General features: G+C 59.4%; 16 protein-coding genes and 1 tRNA gene. 6 read left to right on the top strand and 11 right to left on the bottom strand.

Annotated features, from left to right (window positions below; translation table 11 throughout):
* Positions 1 to 146 precede the first annotated feature (146 nt).
* Complete coding sequence (locus ACIOAU_RS15520; RefSeq protein WP_401183014.1) at positions 147 to 521, top strand: LexA family protein; 375 nt, start codon at positions 147 to 149, stop codon at positions 519 to 521.
* Positions 509 to 802, top strand: coding sequence for a hypothetical protein (locus tag ACIOAU_RS15515; RefSeq protein ID WP_401183011.1), 294 nt, complete (start codon positions 509 to 511; stop codon positions 800 to 802). Before ACIOAU_RS15520 ends, ACIOAU_RS15515 begins: the two co-directional genes overlap by 13 nt.
* A gap of 458 nt (positions 803 to 1,260) precedes the next feature.
* Here the strand turns inward: ACIOAU_RS15515 and ACIOAU_RS15510 are convergent, their stop codons facing one another.
* The 3 genes from ACIOAU_RS15510 to ACIOAU_RS15500 all read right to left on the bottom strand — a co-directional run bounded on the left by ACIOAU_RS15510 (position 1,261) and on the right by ACIOAU_RS15500 (position 3,755).
* On the bottom strand, positions 1,261 to 1,623 hold the full coding sequence (locus ACIOAU_RS15510) for a response regulator (RefSeq protein WP_101320727.1): 363 nt from the start codon (positions 1,621 to 1,623) through the stop codon (positions 1,261 to 1,263).
* Positions 1,624 to 1,667: 44 nt separating this feature from the next.
* Positions 1,668 to 3,086, bottom strand: a complete 1,419-nt coding sequence (locus ACIOAU_RS15505; protein WP_401183008.1) for an ATPase domain-containing protein — start codon at positions 3,084 to 3,086, stop codon at positions 1,668 to 1,670.
* Positions 3,087 to 3,266: 180 nt separating this feature from the next.
* Positions 3,267 to 3,755 (bottom strand): Lrp/AsnC family transcriptional regulator, encoded by a 489-nt coding sequence (locus ACIOAU_RS15500; RefSeq protein ID WP_150571736.1) that lies wholly within the window; start codon positions 3,753 to 3,755, stop codon positions 3,267 to 3,269.
* 131 nt (positions 3,756 to 3,886) lie between these two features.
* Between ACIOAU_RS15500 and ACIOAU_RS15495 the strand changes: the two genes are divergently transcribed.
* The gene (locus tag ACIOAU_RS15495) at positions 3,887 to 5,347 is read left to right on the top strand and encodes an L-lactate permease (protein WP_188036272.1); all 1,461 of its coding nucleotides are present in this window, start codon (positions 3,887 to 3,889) and stop codon (positions 5,345 to 5,347) included.
* Positions 5,348 to 5,416: 69 nt separating this feature from the next.
* On the opposite strand, the gene ACIOAU_RS15490 is transcribed toward ACIOAU_RS15495, so the two are convergent.
* The 6 genes from ACIOAU_RS15490 to ACIOAU_RS15465 form a co-directional block, all read right to left on the bottom strand.
* A complete protein-coding gene (locus ACIOAU_RS15490) occupies positions 5,417 to 7,126 on the bottom strand; it encodes an FAD-dependent oxidoreductase (RefSeq protein ID WP_188036271.1) in 1,710 nt (569 codons plus the stop codon).
* Positions 7,127 to 7,238: 112 nt separating this feature from the next.
* Entirely contained in the window at positions 7,239 to 8,048 is an 810-nt protein-coding gene (locus tag ACIOAU_RS15485; RefSeq protein ID WP_101320716.1) for a sugar phosphate isomerase/epimerase, read from the bottom strand.
* 23 nt (positions 8,049 to 8,071) lie between these two features.
* Positions 8,072 to 9,415, bottom strand: a complete 1,344-nt coding sequence (locus tag ACIOAU_RS15480) for an aromatic acid/H+ symport family MFS transporter (protein ID WP_101320714.1) — start codon at positions 9,413 to 9,415, stop codon at positions 8,072 to 8,074.
* Between the two features lie 250 nt (positions 9,416 to 9,665).
* Positions 9,666 to 10,475: an IclR family transcriptional regulator gene (locus ACIOAU_RS15475; RefSeq protein WP_259072919.1), complete on the bottom strand. Its 810-nt coding sequence runs from the start codon at positions 10,473 to 10,475 to the stop codon at positions 9,666 to 9,668.
* 105 nt (positions 10,476 to 10,580) lie between these two features.
* Complete coding sequence (locus ACIOAU_RS15470) at positions 10,581 to 11,387, bottom strand: shikimate dehydrogenase (RefSeq protein ID WP_150571741.1); 807 nt, start codon at positions 11,385 to 11,387, stop codon at positions 10,581 to 10,583.
* Between the two features lie 530 nt (positions 11,388 to 11,917).
* On the bottom strand, positions 11,918 to 12,172 hold the full coding sequence (locus tag ACIOAU_RS15465) for a Pathogenicity locus (protein WP_101320707.1): 255 nt from the start codon (positions 12,170 to 12,172) through the stop codon (positions 11,918 to 11,920).
* A 223-nt stretch (positions 12,173 to 12,395) separates the two neighbouring features.
* Here ACIOAU_RS15465 and ACIOAU_RS15460 point away from each other — a divergent pair, with 223 nt between their 5' ends.
* Both ACIOAU_RS15460 and ACIOAU_RS15455 read left to right on the top strand, forming a co-directional pair.
* On the top strand, positions 12,396 to 12,563 hold the full coding sequence (locus tag ACIOAU_RS15460; protein WP_178080775.1) for a hypothetical protein: 168 nt from the start codon (positions 12,396 to 12,398) through the stop codon (positions 12,561 to 12,563).
* A 354-nt stretch (positions 12,564 to 12,917) separates the two neighbouring features.
* Positions 12,918 to 13,124: a hypothetical protein gene (locus ACIOAU_RS15455; protein ID WP_401183002.1), complete on the top strand. Its 207-nt coding sequence runs from the start codon at positions 12,918 to 12,920 to the stop codon at positions 13,122 to 13,124.
* A 37-nt stretch (positions 13,125 to 13,161) separates the two neighbouring features.
* Here ACIOAU_RS15455 and ACIOAU_RS15450 read toward each other — a convergent pair whose 3' ends face one another.
* Both ACIOAU_RS15450 and ACIOAU_RS15445 read right to left on the bottom strand, forming a co-directional pair.
* Positions 13,162 to 13,575 carry a DoxX family protein gene (locus tag ACIOAU_RS15450; RefSeq protein ID WP_401182999.1) on the bottom strand — a complete coding sequence of 138 codons (414 nt, stop codon included), beginning with the start codon at positions 13,573 to 13,575 and terminating at the stop codon, positions 13,162 to 13,164.
* A 104-nt stretch (positions 13,576 to 13,679) separates the two neighbouring features.
* A tRNA-Leu gene (locus ACIOAU_RS15445) sits at positions 13,680 to 13,764 on the bottom strand.
* Positions 13,765 to 14,104: 340 nt separating this feature from the next.
* On the opposite strand from ACIOAU_RS15445, the gene ACIOAU_RS15440 reads away from it, so the two are divergent.
* The gene (locus ACIOAU_RS15440) at positions 14,105 to 15,247 is read left to right on the top strand and encodes a nitrogen regulation protein NR(II) (protein ID WP_259072925.1); all 1,143 of its coding nucleotides are present in this window, start codon (positions 14,105 to 14,107) and stop codon (positions 15,245 to 15,247) included.
* Positions 15,248 to 15,254 lie beyond the last annotated feature (7 nt).

Genomic DNA, 15,254 nt, shown 5'->3' with positions numbered 1-15,254 from the left:
ACCGACGACCCCGAGGGAAGAGCGGCTGTGCTGGAAGTCATGGCCCTAGCCGCTCACCGCAGAAAGGAGGTGGACGCCGACCAGCTCGCCGACATGCTCGAGCTGGCAGAGGCGGCTCGTCTCTATGGCCTTGAGGCTGGCCAGCCATGCAGTCCGTGAGTGCTTTCGCGGGAGCCGAAGACCTGCAGGCCATATCCCTCGACGAACTGCTGCAGGTGCATGCGCCCAGCGTGTACCTGGTCAAGATCGACGGAGACAGCATGGAGGGTGCCGGGATTTTCGATGAGGACGTGGTGATCGTCGACAAGGCGATCGATGCGCGGGCTGGCCACATCGTCATCGCGGCGGTGAACGGCGAGCCAGTCTGCAAGCGGCTCGACCATGTTGGCCGGCAGATCGTGCTGCGTTCGGAGAATCCTCGGTACGCGCCGCGGTTCATCATGGAGGGTGACGACTTCTCGGTCTGGGGTGTGGTCACCTACAGCTTGCGCAGCCACGGGCCGATGTCATGTATTTCTTGATCGTCCGGCGCCGCAAGTTGGGTGTGGCCATCCCGGCCGAACAGCTATCGAAGATCCAGGCGCTCAGGGCGGACATTCATATTGGCGATCACCACAGCGCGCCTCTGGGCAGGGTGTCGACGCAGGCCTGGGTATTCACTCATTCGCCCGTCGCCGATGTCATCCCGCGCCTGCACGATGCGAAGGTGAATGGCATGGCCCAGCTCGGCATCAACATCAATGGTGTAGAGGAGGTCGACGGCGTGCTTTATGCGCAGTCTTGGTGGTGCAGAACGGTTTAGTTTTGCTTGGGGGTTCTGTCGGCAGGACGCCGGAGGAGGGGGGAAGATTTAGCTGCTGTTGCAGTACTGGAGTGTGCCGTGAAGCGGCTTAAAATCAATTCCGCAACTCGACCTACACCCCTTGATTTTAAAGGGCTGCAGCGTATTCAAAAAAACATTGATGCGGAATCGTTTATCTCCTAAGCTGCTGAAATCTAAGGGGAAGCGTCTCGGATTGCAAATCCGTCTACGCCGGTTCGATTCCGACCTCGGCCTCCATATTTGAAAGCCCCGCAGATCAACGTCTGCGGGGTTTTTCTTTGTGGGCCGGAAAAGTATGGAGTGAAGCAGCTGAAGTCCAATGTTTATTGGTGGGTGCCGAACAGGCAGAAATCACCGATGAGGCAGCTGCGCAACCGAGCGGGCTCGGGCGATGACTCGGCTGTAGCCGGTGCAGTCAGTGAGCCGCGCGGGCACGGCTACGCTGAATGCAGCAGTTTTCTGACCTCGGCGATAATTGCGTCGATATTGAAGGGCTTAGGCAATACCGCGTCAAATAAATCCGGACGCTGCATACCGATATGTGCCTGGGCGCCGCTTATCAGAATAATCGGTACTTGATGTAGCGATGGCAGGGCTCGCACGGCGGTAGCGAATTCCAGGCCGTCCATGGCCGGCATCATGAAGTCGGTGATGATCAAGGCAGGCTTGACTCTGTCCAGAGCATCGAGTCCTTTTCGGCCATTGCTGGCCGTTACCACGGAAAACCCCTCATCCTCCAGCGCGAAGCTGAGAATGTCAGCAATTAAATATTCGTCGTCGACGACCAAGATGGTAGTCACTTTATTTTAATCCACTCAAAAACCTAAGAGATAGAACCAGGACATCACTCAGTTGGGACTGATGGTTCATGTCTTGAAGCCTTTTTGAGTAAAACATCCTGGGCTTGGATGACGACCTCGAATCGGGAGGGATCATAAGCGCTGTCTCGGACTTTAAGAACGGACAGCGTTCGCTTTAGTTCAAAGTCATTCTCGGCGAAGCGCATCAGCATCAGGTTGTCGACGATGCTCGACAGGTCGGAGTTGGGCGCGCTGACCTCGGAGCCCAGCAGATCGCGCATTTCCCACGTTGCCAGTACCGTGACACCTCGGGCGCGCAGCTCGTTCATCAGCGCGCTGAGGAAGTCAGTAATCCTTGCCGGATTGGTCGCGACTCGGGTCATGCCGCTAAGGCTGTCGACGAACACGCGCTTGATACCTTTGTCTTCGACAATGCTCAGCAGTCGAGCACCGAGCCCGTCCAGCAGACCTTCGGTTGTTGGCTGCCAGGCGATGGTCAGGGCGCCGCTGTCTTCCATGCCTTTGATGTCGATGCCCAGTGAGTCGCCCTTGAGCCTTAGCCGTTGCGGGCTTTCGTAGAAGCCAAAATGCAGCCCTGGGCTGTCCACCGTCGACTCCGCCAAGAACTTCAGACCCAGCGTTGTTTTTCCGATGCCGGAAGGGCCCATGATCAAAGACACGCTGGAACTGTAAAGGCCGCCTCCCAGTATCGTGTCCAGTGAGGCAATCCCACTGCCAATGCGCGTCATGTCAGCACTGTCGGGTGCGGACGGGTGGCTGTACAGGCTTTCCAGACGAGGATAAACCACCAGCCCGTTGTCGGTAATCTCACACTCGTGAAGGCCTGCCAGCGCAGCACTGCCGCGCGTTTTACGCAGTTGAATGCGCCGTACCGAGCGGGTGCCGAACAGCTCTTCGCCTATTTCAATGACGCCATCGACCATGGTGTGCTCAGGGCTACCGTCGTCAAGCCGTGAACTGGTGAGAAACAGCACGGTGCAACCGGCAAAAGCAGCGTGGCCCTGCAGCTCTGAGATGAACTTTTTGGTGTCGATGTGTGAGTCGGCTTTGGAGCGCGCATTGAGCAGGCCATCGACGACCAGTACGGTGGCTTTGCGACGGCTGATCTCGCGACGCAGCAGCTTCACTACCTCATCCAGACCTTCGTTTTCCAGCGTGTCAAATGCGCTGACGAACTGAATTTCTTCGCCAATCCTGGATGAGTCGAAAAAGCTCAGTGTGGAAAGAAACTGAAAAAGACGGTCATGTGACTCGGCCAGCAGCGTGGCAACCAAAACGCGGCCGCCATTGTTCGCATGATGGAATCCAAGTTGGTTGGCCAGGATCGTTTTGCCGGAACCTGGGCGCCCTTGGATAATGTACGAGGCACCTGCGACCAGCCCGCCCTTGAGCAGAGCGTCCAGTCCTTCTATTCCACTTTGGAGGCGTTTGAGCTTTTCCACGATGCGACCCTGATCTGAAAAACAGGCTGTTAAGCCGACTAAGGGTGTGATGCTAACTCCAAATTCGTTCAGGGGCTATTGCCGACTAGTGCGCAGCAGTCGTGGCTTTTGTTGAGCTGGCGACCTGGGCCGCAAGTTTGCTGCCATGGCGCGAGCCACCAGAGGCTTTTGCATGAGCCTCTACCCGGCCATGCTTGGTACATCAAGTCCGACTTTCACACGGTCCAGCGCGACGATTGTTTTGAACCAGGTAACGTTGGAGTTTTCAGCAAACAGTCGCCGCGCCAGAGTCTGGTATTCCTTCATGCTGGCAACGGTGAGTACCAGAACGAAATCCACTTCGCCGGTGACGTAGTAACACTGCTGAACTTCGGGCACCGCGAAGTGTGCCTTCATCGCCTCCAGCGCCTCGATGCTGGTGCGCTCAGCCATCACTTCCACGATGATCGTGATCGGCCGGCCTACGGCGGTGGGATCGACGATGGCTACGTTGCCCGTGATGACTCCCCCGTCTTCCATTCGTTTGATGCGGCGCTGAACGGCGGCCGTGGAAAGATTGACCTGCTCGGCCATAAGCCGCAGTGGCATGGTGTTGTCACGTTGGACCAGGTCCAGGATGGCACGGTCAAATTTGTCCAACGATTCAGGTGCAGCGTCGTTTTTCGCCATTGTAAATCCGTGAGAAATTTTCTCGAAAACTACCAGAAAACTGCGGCCCTTTATCTAGGTAAGAGCAATATTATCTTGCCAGCAGTCTGCGTACGCAGCCTATTCGGGAACACACACAGGATATTGTTGGCATGCTCGCACTGTTCCATCTTTCCCCGGTCCTGTTGGTTACAGCCATGCTCGTGGTATTGCGCCGGCCGCCCGTTCACGCCGCCGTTGCAGGCACTCTGTTAGTCATTGTGCTCTGGCTCGCCGGCGCGGCAGACGCATGGCGTCTGAGCAGTATGGTGGCCGCCGCTCAAGATACCGCCGTGCTGTTTGCAAGTACCGCTTTCGTGATCGTCCCAGGTCTGCTCTTCGTGATTTTTATCGAGCGCATGGGCGTCAATCTGGCGCTGAGCCAATGGGTGCGGTCACTGGGGCTTGGGCGCGGCGATCAAGTCGTGTTAATTGTCCTTGGGTTGGCACCGTTGCTCGAAGCGATGACTGGTTTCGGCGTGTCGTTGATCGCAACAGTGCCCCTGCTGCTAAGTCTCTTCGAGCGTCGGGTCGCGTTACGGATCGCACTGGCCGGCATGGCCATCATGCCTTGGGGAACGCTGGGCCTGGCATCTGTCATTGGTGCTTCGTTGGTTCACCTGGACGCATCCATGCTGGCATCGACCTCGGCATTGACCAGCGCCCCGGTTTTCTTCGCCCTCAGTGCACTCGCGCTCTATCTTGCAGGCGTTCGTGACTCGCGGGGATGGGGGGCGTTGGGCGTTTTCTGGCTGCTGTTTGTGGGCGTTCTTTACAGTGCAAGTCGGTGGCTGGGGCCGGAAGTAGCGGGCGTTGCTGCGGGCCTGGTGACGGCAGCAGCGATACTCTCTGTTGGGCTGTGGCGCCTGCGCCGCAACGACAGCGAGCGCGGTCCGGTGCAATGGCCGCGTCAGGCATGGCCGTATCTGGTGCTGATTGTCTGCATTGTCGGCTTGAAGATGCTGTGGGCGATCACCTCCTGGCAGGAGCACTGGGTTGTACAGGGCGCCCAGGTCAACTGGAAGCCACTCGCCTCACCAGGTCTGGCGTTGGTCATGGTGCTGATCGTGCTAGGCGCTCACGCGCGCAACATACAATCCCGGACCGCACACGACGTTAACTTGCCTGCTGCGCTGTTGGCTCGGGCGAAGCGGCCATTGCTGACTATTTTCTTCTTTCTCGCGATGTCGCAGATGATGGTTAAGGCCGGCTTCCTTGCGGGGTTGATGCAACTGCTGGCTGGGCTGTCGCCCACCGCCGCGACGTCGTTGGTTGCCCTGTTTGGCGCGTTGTCTGGCTACATGACCGGGTCGAATGTAGGCGGCAATGCGATCTTCATGCCGGCCATCGCGATGTTGCCCGAGTCCTCCCGCCTACTGCTGGCTGCCGTCCAGAACAGCTCGGCAGGGCATGCGGCGCTGGGCTCGCTATCGGTTGTCATGCTGATTCTGGGGCTTGCCAAAACCCAGGCCAAGGAGGAAGGCGAACTGATAAGGTTCGGCTTCATGCTGGTCTGCCTCAATACCGCGTTAGTCGCGTTGGGCGCCGCGATGCTGAGTGGATGGCTTGGCTAGCCTGGTGTTGGCGGATGGCACTTTTTCACACAGCCTGAACCCGAAGCAGGCGCTCACTGGTCGCTAGCTTCAACACTGGCGATCAGCAACTCGCGCAGCATGCCGCGCCACTCGCCAGCCGAATACGATCGCAGGTCCCAGCGTGGTGCCTGGGCCTGGGTAGGTGCCGCGAAAGATTGAAGCAAGGTCATTGCCGCAAGCGTATAGCCCCTCGATCACCTGGCCTTGCATGTCCAGCACCTGGCCATCGGCGTTACCACTCAAGCCTGCGCTGCAGGCGAGATCGGCCGGTTGCACTGTGACGGCATAGTAGGGCCCATCGCCTAGGGGGCGCACGCAGGGGTTGGGCAGTTGCTGCGGGTCGCCATTGTGACGGTTCATGTGGCTGCTACCGCGGTTGAATGCAGGGTCGTCACCGTTTGCAGCGGCGGCGTTGTAGGTTCTGACGGTGTTTGCCAGCCCCTCGGCATCAACCTTGAGCTTGCTGGCAAGTTCGTCCAGGGTGCTGCTTTTGATCAAGTAGCCGGCTTTGACGAACCTGGCAATATTGATGGCGCTGCGCAGCGGCATGACCAGGCCCAGGCCGTAGCGTTGCAGGAAGGTCTGGTCACAGATCAGGTGAGCAGTGGCGCTGCCGTCGTTAAGCATGCCCATGACGAAGTCGTGGTAGGAGTCCGACTCGTTGACGAAGCGCGTGCCTTGGGCATTCACGGCGATCAATCCAGGCTTGGCGCGGTCGAGCAGGATGTGTGGCCATATGGCCTGGTAGCCGTCCTTCGCGGTGCGGATCGAGCAGGGCATCCACAGGCCTGGACTGTCGTGGCCGTCGTCGAGCTGGGCATTGGCCTTCAGCGCGCGATCGATGCCGTCGCCGGTGTGGGTCAGGGGCGACAGTGAAAGGGCTTGGGCAGCGCTCGGGAACAGCTGTTTGCGTAGGGTTGGATGGCGCGTCAGGCCCCCGGTAGCCAGCACCACGCCACGACGCGCGCGGATGCGCATGGCCTCGCCGTTGTGCAGCACCACGGCGCCCATTACGTGACCGTTTTCCACAATGAGTTCGTGCAAAGGGGTTTCAAAGCGCAGTGCCACCTTGCGCTGGCGCAAGCTGTAGAACAGCCTGGCGACCAGGGCGTTGCCCATCACCAGATTGGTGCCGCGTGGGTAGCTCAGGCGGTCGATGCAATAGCGGCCGACTGTGCTCAGGGTGCGAGTCAGGTGGTGCATCGAAGCGAAGGGCGAAAGCAGCGCATCCAGATCGGCGCGTGGCACCATCATGCCGCCCAGACCCATGAACTCGCGCCGAGGTGGGCGCACGCGGGCGAAGTCTTTGCCCAGCAGCCTGCCATCGAACGCGAGGGGCGCCAGGGCGCGGCCACCGAACGCTGCACCGGGGCCGCTGACGTAATCGGGATGAGCGGCGGCTGCAACGAATTTAACCTCGCTGATGCGCTCGAGTTCATCAATCGCTTGTGGCCCGCTGGCAAGGAAAGCTTCGCGCAACGCTTCACCGCCGCGTTCGCCAACCACCGCCTTGAGGAAGGTCGCGGCCTCTGCCGCGCTGTCCGGTACACCTGCGCGTTGGCTTTGGTGGGTGCCGGGTACCCAGGTGGTGCCGCCTGAGGTCGCGCTGATGCCGCCCACCACGGCGGTCTTTTCACACAGCAGCACGTCCAGTCCGTGGTGGCTGGCCATCAATGCGCTGGTCATGCCTGCAGCGCCTGCGCCGAATACCAGCAGGTCGACTTCCTGGTCCCAGGGGAGGGGGGCGATGGTGCTCATTATGGTTGCTCCTTCATGGCGTGGTAATTCATGGGCGGTTTGGCAGCCGCCCTTGTGCAGGTGAAGTGTCGGCAGCATTCAGCAGTTGCCTGCTGTGGTGTGCTCAAACGGATCAGAGCGGTTCGATAATTGCCTTGGCAGCGGCCAGCGCCTGTCGTGCCCAGGCTTCGACGCCCACTTGCGCAACCCTGCGGTCATGGGGGATTTCGACGCTGACCGGGACCGTAGCCGGGAGGCTGCGCCAGATCCTCGCCAGGTCGATATCGCCCTCGCCCGGCAGTAGACGCTCGCCACGCGCTGCTTGAATCAGGCCGTCACGGGTGTTCGGTCGCAGCGCTGGGCCGTCGCATATCTGCGCGTAGTTCAGCCATTGCGCGGGGATACGTTGCAAGTCCTCGAAGCGACTGTCGGAACGGTCGAAATGCAGCGCGTCGACCAGGATGCCGCCGTTGGCGCGGTCGGCCTGTTCAACGATGTGCAGTGCACTGGCCAGGTCGCGGACAGCCGTCCACGGCATGAACTCCAGGTCTGCCGACAGGCCGAAGGGCTGCATGGCGTCGCATAGCCGCGCATAGTGTTCGATCAGCCGGTTGGGTTCCGGGTCGTCGCCTGCCACCAGTACGGCCTTGGCGCCGAGCTGCGCGCCGACTTCGAGGAACGGTAGATAACGCTGCACGTCGAATTGCCCGTCGAGGCGGATCAATTCCAGATCAAAGACTTTGACCCCGGTGTCGTCGATGCGCGCGAGGGTTTCGCGCAACATCGGTTTGTCGTCCATCAAGGAATAGGCGACTGCCCCTGGCGCCACCGGCAGCAAACGCACGCCAGCCTGGTCATAGCCGGTGCGTGCAGCCAGTTCGATCATTTCCGGCGGGGTTAACGCGAGCGCGGTCAGTTGTGCAATGGAATAGCTGGCTTGCATGGCATGTCTACCTACAGTTGGCTTCAGTTGATGGCAGCGGGGATTGCCGACGCGTCGCGCTTGCGACTTTTGATCCACAGCGCTGTAACCCCGATCAGGGAAGGGATGGCTAGGAACAGGAAGACCTGGCTGAAATTCCATTGCGAGGCGAGCATCAGTGCACCGATCCCGGCGCCGCTGATCGCGCCCAGCCGGCCAATGCCAGTGGCCCAGCAAACGCCGGTGGCGCGGATCTGAGTGGGGTAGAAGGAGGCGGCCAGCGCGTAGCCGCCGACGTTTACGCCGTTCAGAAAGTAGCCCAGTAGCAGTATCAACGGGCAGAGCACCTGCATAGTCGGCTGCTGCAAGGCGATCAGCACTGCGCAGGCCCCGCCGCAGAACACCGTGGCGCCGACCACCTTGTGGTGTTCCCAGCGGTCCATCTTCATGCCGACGGTGAAGTTGCCCAGCATGCCGCCGATCTGCAGCAACGAGCCCAGCAGCGCCGCCTGACCCATGCTCAGACCAGCATCGCGGCTGAGCAGCGGCAGCCAGCTCGACAGCAGGTACATGGTCAGCAGACCCATGAACAGAGTGACCCAGATCATGCAGGTGCCCAGGGTGAAACCGGGCGCGAAGAGGGCACTGACCTTGCCTGTCGCCTTGATCGCCGCTTCGCTGCTATGGAAACGCGTCTGGGCGTTGGCCAGGCCCGGAGCAACCTTGTTGATTTCCTTGATCAGGCGGTCCTTCAAGGCACTGTTCTGCGCCAGGAAGCGGATGGACTCCGGAAGGCTCAAGAGCAGCAGAAGGGCGAACGCAATCGGCAGCACGCCGCCGGCCACCAACACTGACCGCCAGCCGAAGTTTTCGATCAGCCACTCACTGCCCAAACCACCCAGCGCCGCACCAAAAGCAAAGCCGCAGTAGATGAACGAGACCATGTGAGAGCGGTAGCGCTTGGGGGCGTATTCCGAGATCAGGGTCGCCGTATTGGGCATCGAGGCACCCAGCCCAACCCCGGTCAGAAAGCGCAGTATCGTCAGGCTGGTGATCCCGGTCGACCAGGCGGAGGCCAGGCTCCAGAAACCGAACAACAGCACCGAGCCGATGATGACTGGCCTGCGGCCGAAGCGGTCGGCCAATGGCCCGGCAGTCAACGAACCGAATGCCAGCCCGAGCAGCCCGCTCATCATTACCGGGCCGAGGTCCTGGCGCAGCACGCCCCAGTCGTCGACCAGCGCCGGGGCAATGAAGCCGATCGCGGTGGTGTCGAAGCCGTCAAACACCAGCACCATGAAACCGAGGAACAGCACCAGCCACTGTCGGGTGCTCATCTTTCGAGCATCCATGAAGGTGCTCACATCTACATCTGGAGGGTTCGCCATGGATAACTCCTGCTTTTTGTTTTTATGAAAATGCCTTTTCCGGGTGATGGGCTGGCAGGTTGGCGCCAAGGCATTACCGGGGTCGGTAAGCCGATATTATCATAATTGGAAATCCATTCCATATTCATATTGGATTCCAATTCGTTTTTGGCGCTGGCAATCCACGGCCTGTGAAGGGCCTGCTGTCGAGCAATTGCTAGGGAGTGGCGGCCAGGTCAGTAAGCCAGGCCGCGGTCAAGCGAGGTGCCGATCAGGCGGTGTGTTCGCTGATGTGGGAGGTCATCAGCGACAGCTTTGGGAGGCTGTCCAGGTTGATCGCGGTGATCTCTTCTACGGCGTCCAGCAACGCTGCCTTCAGCGCTTGCATGCGCTCGGCAGGGAGGCGGACGCTGGGGCCGGCGATACTGATCACGCCGACGACCTGCTGCTGCGCATCGCGAATTGCTGCAGCCATCGAGGCGGCGCCAATTTCAAAGCTCTCGTCGACGCTGGCATAGCCCTGCTCACGGGCGATCTTCAGGTTGTCGAGCAGGTGTTCGATGGTGGTGGCCGCATTGGGGCCATATTCGCCCGGTTTAGCCAGGCCTTGCCGGTAGACCAACTCCAGCGCGCGCTCGTTGCTGAGGCAGCTCAACCAGGCCAGGCCAGACGCCGTGCAGCAGAGCTTGGCCTCGGCACCCGCATCGGGATCGTAGCGCAGACCGGAGCGGCTGCCCTGGGCCTTGGAGATCCAGATCAGGTTATCGCCATCTACAATGCTCAAGCGCACAAGCTCGCCGGACGCTTGCGCCAGGCGCTCGAGTATCGGCCGGGCTAGGTCGACCATGTCGCTCTTGGACAGATGCTTGAGCGCCAGTGAGACCAGCTTCAGGGCAAGCACGTAATTGCCGTGCTGATGCTCCTGGCGCACGAAACCTTGTTCGACCAGGCAATTGAGCATGCGGTGGGTCGCGCTCGGCGGAATGTCCAAGGCTTCCGCTACTTGTTGAAGTGCCAGCCCGGAGCTTTTGCCGGCGAGCAACTCGATGGCATGCAGGCCGCGTTCAAGCGCATTGCTCATGTTGTTTCCTTAGGTTTGCGATAGATCAGCGGCCCATGGATAGTGGCAGCCACCTCCGGACAAATGTTATCCACGTTGAATTGCCGATTCATCCGGTTTTTTGGCTCAGATCCTGAAGAACTGTCTGTAGCAGCCTAATTGCTCACTGAGCATGTGGCTACCAGCGTGCACGGGGTGCCCGGCGGCCTTTGCAGTGCGTAACAGACGAGTTTCTGCAGGTTGCATGATGATATCTGCAACCAAGGCCCCGGCAGGCACGGCGGCAAGCTCTAGCGGAAGTGGATCATCCTCCGAGAGGCCTAGCGGCGTTGCGTTGATAACGATATCGGCTACCTCAAGGTGGTGTGGCTGAGCAAGCTCGCATCGGCCAGGCCAGTGCTGGTTTAGTCTGGCGAGCAGTGCATCGGCTTTCAGGGCATCCGGTTCCTGTAGATACAGTCGGCCCACCTCTGCTTGCAATAATGCGACAGCGATCGAACTACCCGCACCCCCACCACCGGCCAGTACGACGCGTTTCCCGATCAGGTCATACCCTTTGCGCTGAAGGCTCAAGGTAAATCCCGCGCCATCGAAGTTATCCGCTTCCCACCCGCCCTGTTCGTTGCGGCGCATTGCATTGGTGCTGCCAGAAACCTGCACGGCAACGCTCACCGACTCCGCGAAATCTCGAGCAGCAAACTTGTGCGGAATGGTGATCAGCATGCCGGAAAAATTATCCATCGCCTGGAGGCCACGTATCACGGTCGCGAGTTGCTCAGGCCTGGCATGCACCGCGATCATCACTGCGTCTACAGCTTCATCAGCGAATACTCTGTTGAGAAGCTCTGGAGCCTTGACCTGCTTCACTGGATCACCGATAACCGCAAAAATCCGGGTCTTGCCAGTAGGGCTGGGTATCAACAACTGTGACATCTATTCTCTCCTAGTGGGCTGTCTCAGGCTGCGTATCCCGCACCTAAGCGAAGTAGCCGGGTATGGCTCGCGAAGGTGTTAGCCCATTGCTGCGACCGAGCCACTCGATTGAGTCAGAGGTTATGATATAGAAAAAGGAATTGAATTCCAGTTGATAAGTTGATTCCGATCTTGTCCGGCTTTTTTGAGCTAGTTTCGACTTTCGCAACTGACCGCCTTGGCTGACGAGCAAGCTCAAGGGGTTGAGAGCGCCAGCGCGGTGAACAAGCAGCCCCCATCGAAGCCGGTTGTGCGGCCGGTCGGCCTTTACCAGGCGTTCCTGTTCTGGCTCAAGCTAGGCTTCATCAGTTTTGGTGGGCCCGCCGGGCAGATTTCGATTTAGCGGTGCATTTGACCGGCCTGCAGCGGTAGTCTCGGTTGCTGTCGCTATTGCCCTGTTCTGCTTCAAGCTAACAGTGATCCAGGTTCTATTCGCTTGCGCCGGTGCAGGTTTGGCAGTCCATATGCTGTGGGTTTGATAGATGAGCGCGCTAGCGCAGTGACAGGCTAACGCTCGACTGCTTGCCAAGCATCACTGCCGCCGTTATCGCCGCTCGCGCCTGTGGGCTGTTCTTCCAGCAAGTTGACCCCAGCGCTGCCGAAGCCTGCGCCAGAATGTCGTCGACGCTCGAATCGCCCAACATCTGCAGTGACTCGATGCCCATCTGCTCAAGCCTGCTGATAACCGTCGGGCCTACGCCCTTGAGCGCCAGCAGGGCTGCGCGTTCGTCCGCTGAAAACGGCATGGGTACATCCTCTCTCCGTGAGTTTTGCCAAGCTTCACTCATATTCGAGGCCACCACAACCGAGGCAAGAGCGCGAGGTTTTACGCTTGGTAATCTTGCTGATATCTGCGCAAATTTGGCAGGGATCTCTCTTTATCTGGCTTTAAAGTCCTGCTTACGTGCTTTGCGGTGTATAGTGGCGGGCGAGTCCTCTCTCTGGGTGGCTCATCAGTGAGGTATCAGCATGTCCCAGTCTGCGACCCATCACGCTCAACTGCGCTTGAATGAGCAAATTGAGCAGTTCTTGTCCAAGGGCGGCGAGATCAAGGAAGTGCCAAGAGGCGTCAGCGGTTTCAACCCTGCCGCGCCCAAGGTGCACTGGACCAAGGCTCAGGCTGCCAAGACGCCGTGAGTCTGCTGTAACAGGTGTCCTTCGGCGCGTGCGCGTTTGCGCTGCGCTGGCTGGATGCCGAGTTGCGCGATTGCCGAATCACAGGCAAAGAAAACCCGCCAACGGTGGGCGGGTCTAAAGATCGTACGGAGCCTGTGTAGTATCTGGCCGGGCTTGTCAGTAAAACGTGAAGACGATGTAGCAAGATCATTCAGGTAATCTGCAGGCAAAAAAAAGCCCGCCGTAAGGCAGGCAAGGATTCTTGAAGGGAGCTCAGGCAGGGTGCAATGCCCTGGTTAAGTCGGGATTAACAGTTCAGCCGTTGACCTGCACCGATGATCACTTTATACAGGCGAGCTATTCAAGGAGCCTGGCATGAGCGACGCACACGACCTCCACGAACCCGAACACGATCATCTGCTTGATCACGAATTCCTCTATGAAGACTTTGCGCCCGAGGCCGATGCCCAGGGTTTGCTGGATGAGGTCGAGGATGACGAAAGCACGCTCGATGAGAGCACCCTCGATGACAGCGACGACGAATACGACCATCCTGCCTGGCACGATGACGTAGACGACTGACTCACGCCAGCACGCAGATCAAGCCGAGGGCACGCACTCAGCGCCGATCCAGCGAGAACCTGCCAGCGCCCGTCACGGCGAGCAGCAGCAGACCACCGACAATGCTCATGTTCTTGAAGAACTGCGTCATGTTGGCGCTGCGCGCAGGCTCGACCATGTTCCAGAACGGGTGGCCGATCAACGCGGTGCCGACCACGAACAGCGCGAACAGCATCGCCAATGGTCGCGTGTAGAAGCCGAGAATCAGCACGATTGCGACGAAGAACTCCATGATCACTGCAATGGCTGCTGCCAGTGTCGGCGCAGGTGCACCTATCGAGGTGAAGTAGCTGACGGTGCCTTCAAAGCCTGTCAGTTTGCTCCAGCCCGAGAGCACGAACAGGATCATCAGCAGGATGCGTGCGAGCAGGATGATGGCATCGCGTTGACCGGCGAACAGGGTATAGCGCATGGCGGGGTACCAGTGAAGTTGGATGATTTCACTGTAGCAGGAGTTGCGAGCAATTCTTGCGCGCAAAAAAAAGGCGCCCCATGGGGCGCCCTTTACGCAATAAGTGGTGCGAGTGGCGGGACTCGAACCCGCAAGGCTCACGCCGGCAGATTTTAAGTCTGCTGTGTATACCAATTCCACCACACTCGCACGCTTGAAAGGGTCTGTGCGACCGGCACGTCGTTAAACAGGTGCTCTGCAATCAAGCGCGCTTTATAACCCATCGTTATAGATGCGTCAACAAAACACCCTCCATGCAGGAATTTCTGGTTGATCGATGAAGCCTGCAGTCCAGACGATCGACACGATAGTGTCATTAAGCCACTGTTCGCGACTTTTCAGGCGACCATGCTGCTCACTGCGAGCGAAATCACCAGCCTGAAGCGGCTCCGTCAGCTGGCTACTCGTCAAGAGCTTCGCTTAGCCTGCAAAGGGCGAGTAGACTCAACATTATGTTTATGCCTCAGCCTGTGGTGCCTGTGGAGTTTTCATGGTTTCAACCGACCACCCGGACCAATCCGAAATGACCGCCAACCGCTATGAGCAGCTCGTTCTGTCGGTGGTTGATTACGCTATCTATATGCTTGATCCCTCTGGCCACGTAGTGTCGTGGAATGCGGGTGCAGAGCGTATCAAGGGCTACAAGGCCGCCGAGATCATCGGCCAGCATTTCTCCGTGTTTTTTACGCCGGAAGATTGTGCCCAGAATCGCCCTGAGCAGATCCTGCGCAAGGCCTTGGACAATGGCGTCGCCCAGGATGAAGGCTGGCGCGTGCGTCAGGACGGCACGCAATTCTGGGCCTTGGCCGCGTTGGACGTGGTGCGTGATGAGCAGGGCCAGATCATCGGCTTGGCCAAGGTTACGCGCGATATCACCGACCGGCGCGAGTCTGCGCTGCAGCTCGACGCGGTACGCGCGCAGTTGTTCCAGGCGCAAAAGCTCGAAGCCCTGGGGCAGTTGACCGGCGGGCTGGCGCATGACTTCAACAACCTGCTGACGATTATCCTCAGCTCGGCGCGGATGGCCAGCAACAGCCAGGATCCGCAGCGGGTTCAGCGCCTGCTGGAACACATCATCGATGCAGGGCAGCGCGGCACTCAACTGACTCAGCAACTGCTCAGTTTTGCCCGCCATCGCCAGTTGAGTTCGGCGAGCATTGCTCCGCTCGCGCTGATTGACTCGACCCGTGGTTTGATCGAGCACGCGCTACCCGGCAGCATCGAATTCGAGCAGCAGCTGGCGGCAGAGCTGCCGTTGATCCAGGCCGACCCTGGCCAATTGCAGATGGTTCTGCTCAATCTGCTGTTCAATGCGCGCGATGCGATCGAAGGTGCGGGGCGGATTCGCCTCGAGGTCGATTGCGTGCAACTGGCCGGTGAGGTCGAGGGCCTGCACGGGCCGTTCGTGCGGTTTAATGTGCAAGACTCCGGCGTGGGTATCGAGGCGCATGTGCTGCCGCGTATCTTTGAGCCGTTTTTCACCACCAAGCCGTTTGGCAAGGGCACCGGGCTGGGTCTTAGCCAGGTGTATGGGTTTGCCAAGCAGAGCAATGGTGCCATCTGTGTGTCCAGCAAGGTCGGGGAGGGCACCAGTATGTGCCTGTACCTGCCGGCGGTGCTGAGCCCCCCTTAACGCGAAC

It is taken from the genome of Pseudomonas sp. NPDC088322 (genome assembly GCF_044740745.1).
GTDB lineage: Bacteria > Pseudomonadota > Gammaproteobacteria > Pseudomonadales > Pseudomonadaceae > Aquipseudomonas > Aquipseudomonas shirazensis.
Note: the sequence above shows the minus strand (reverse complement) of the source record. Positions and strands in the feature narration are given on the sequence as shown.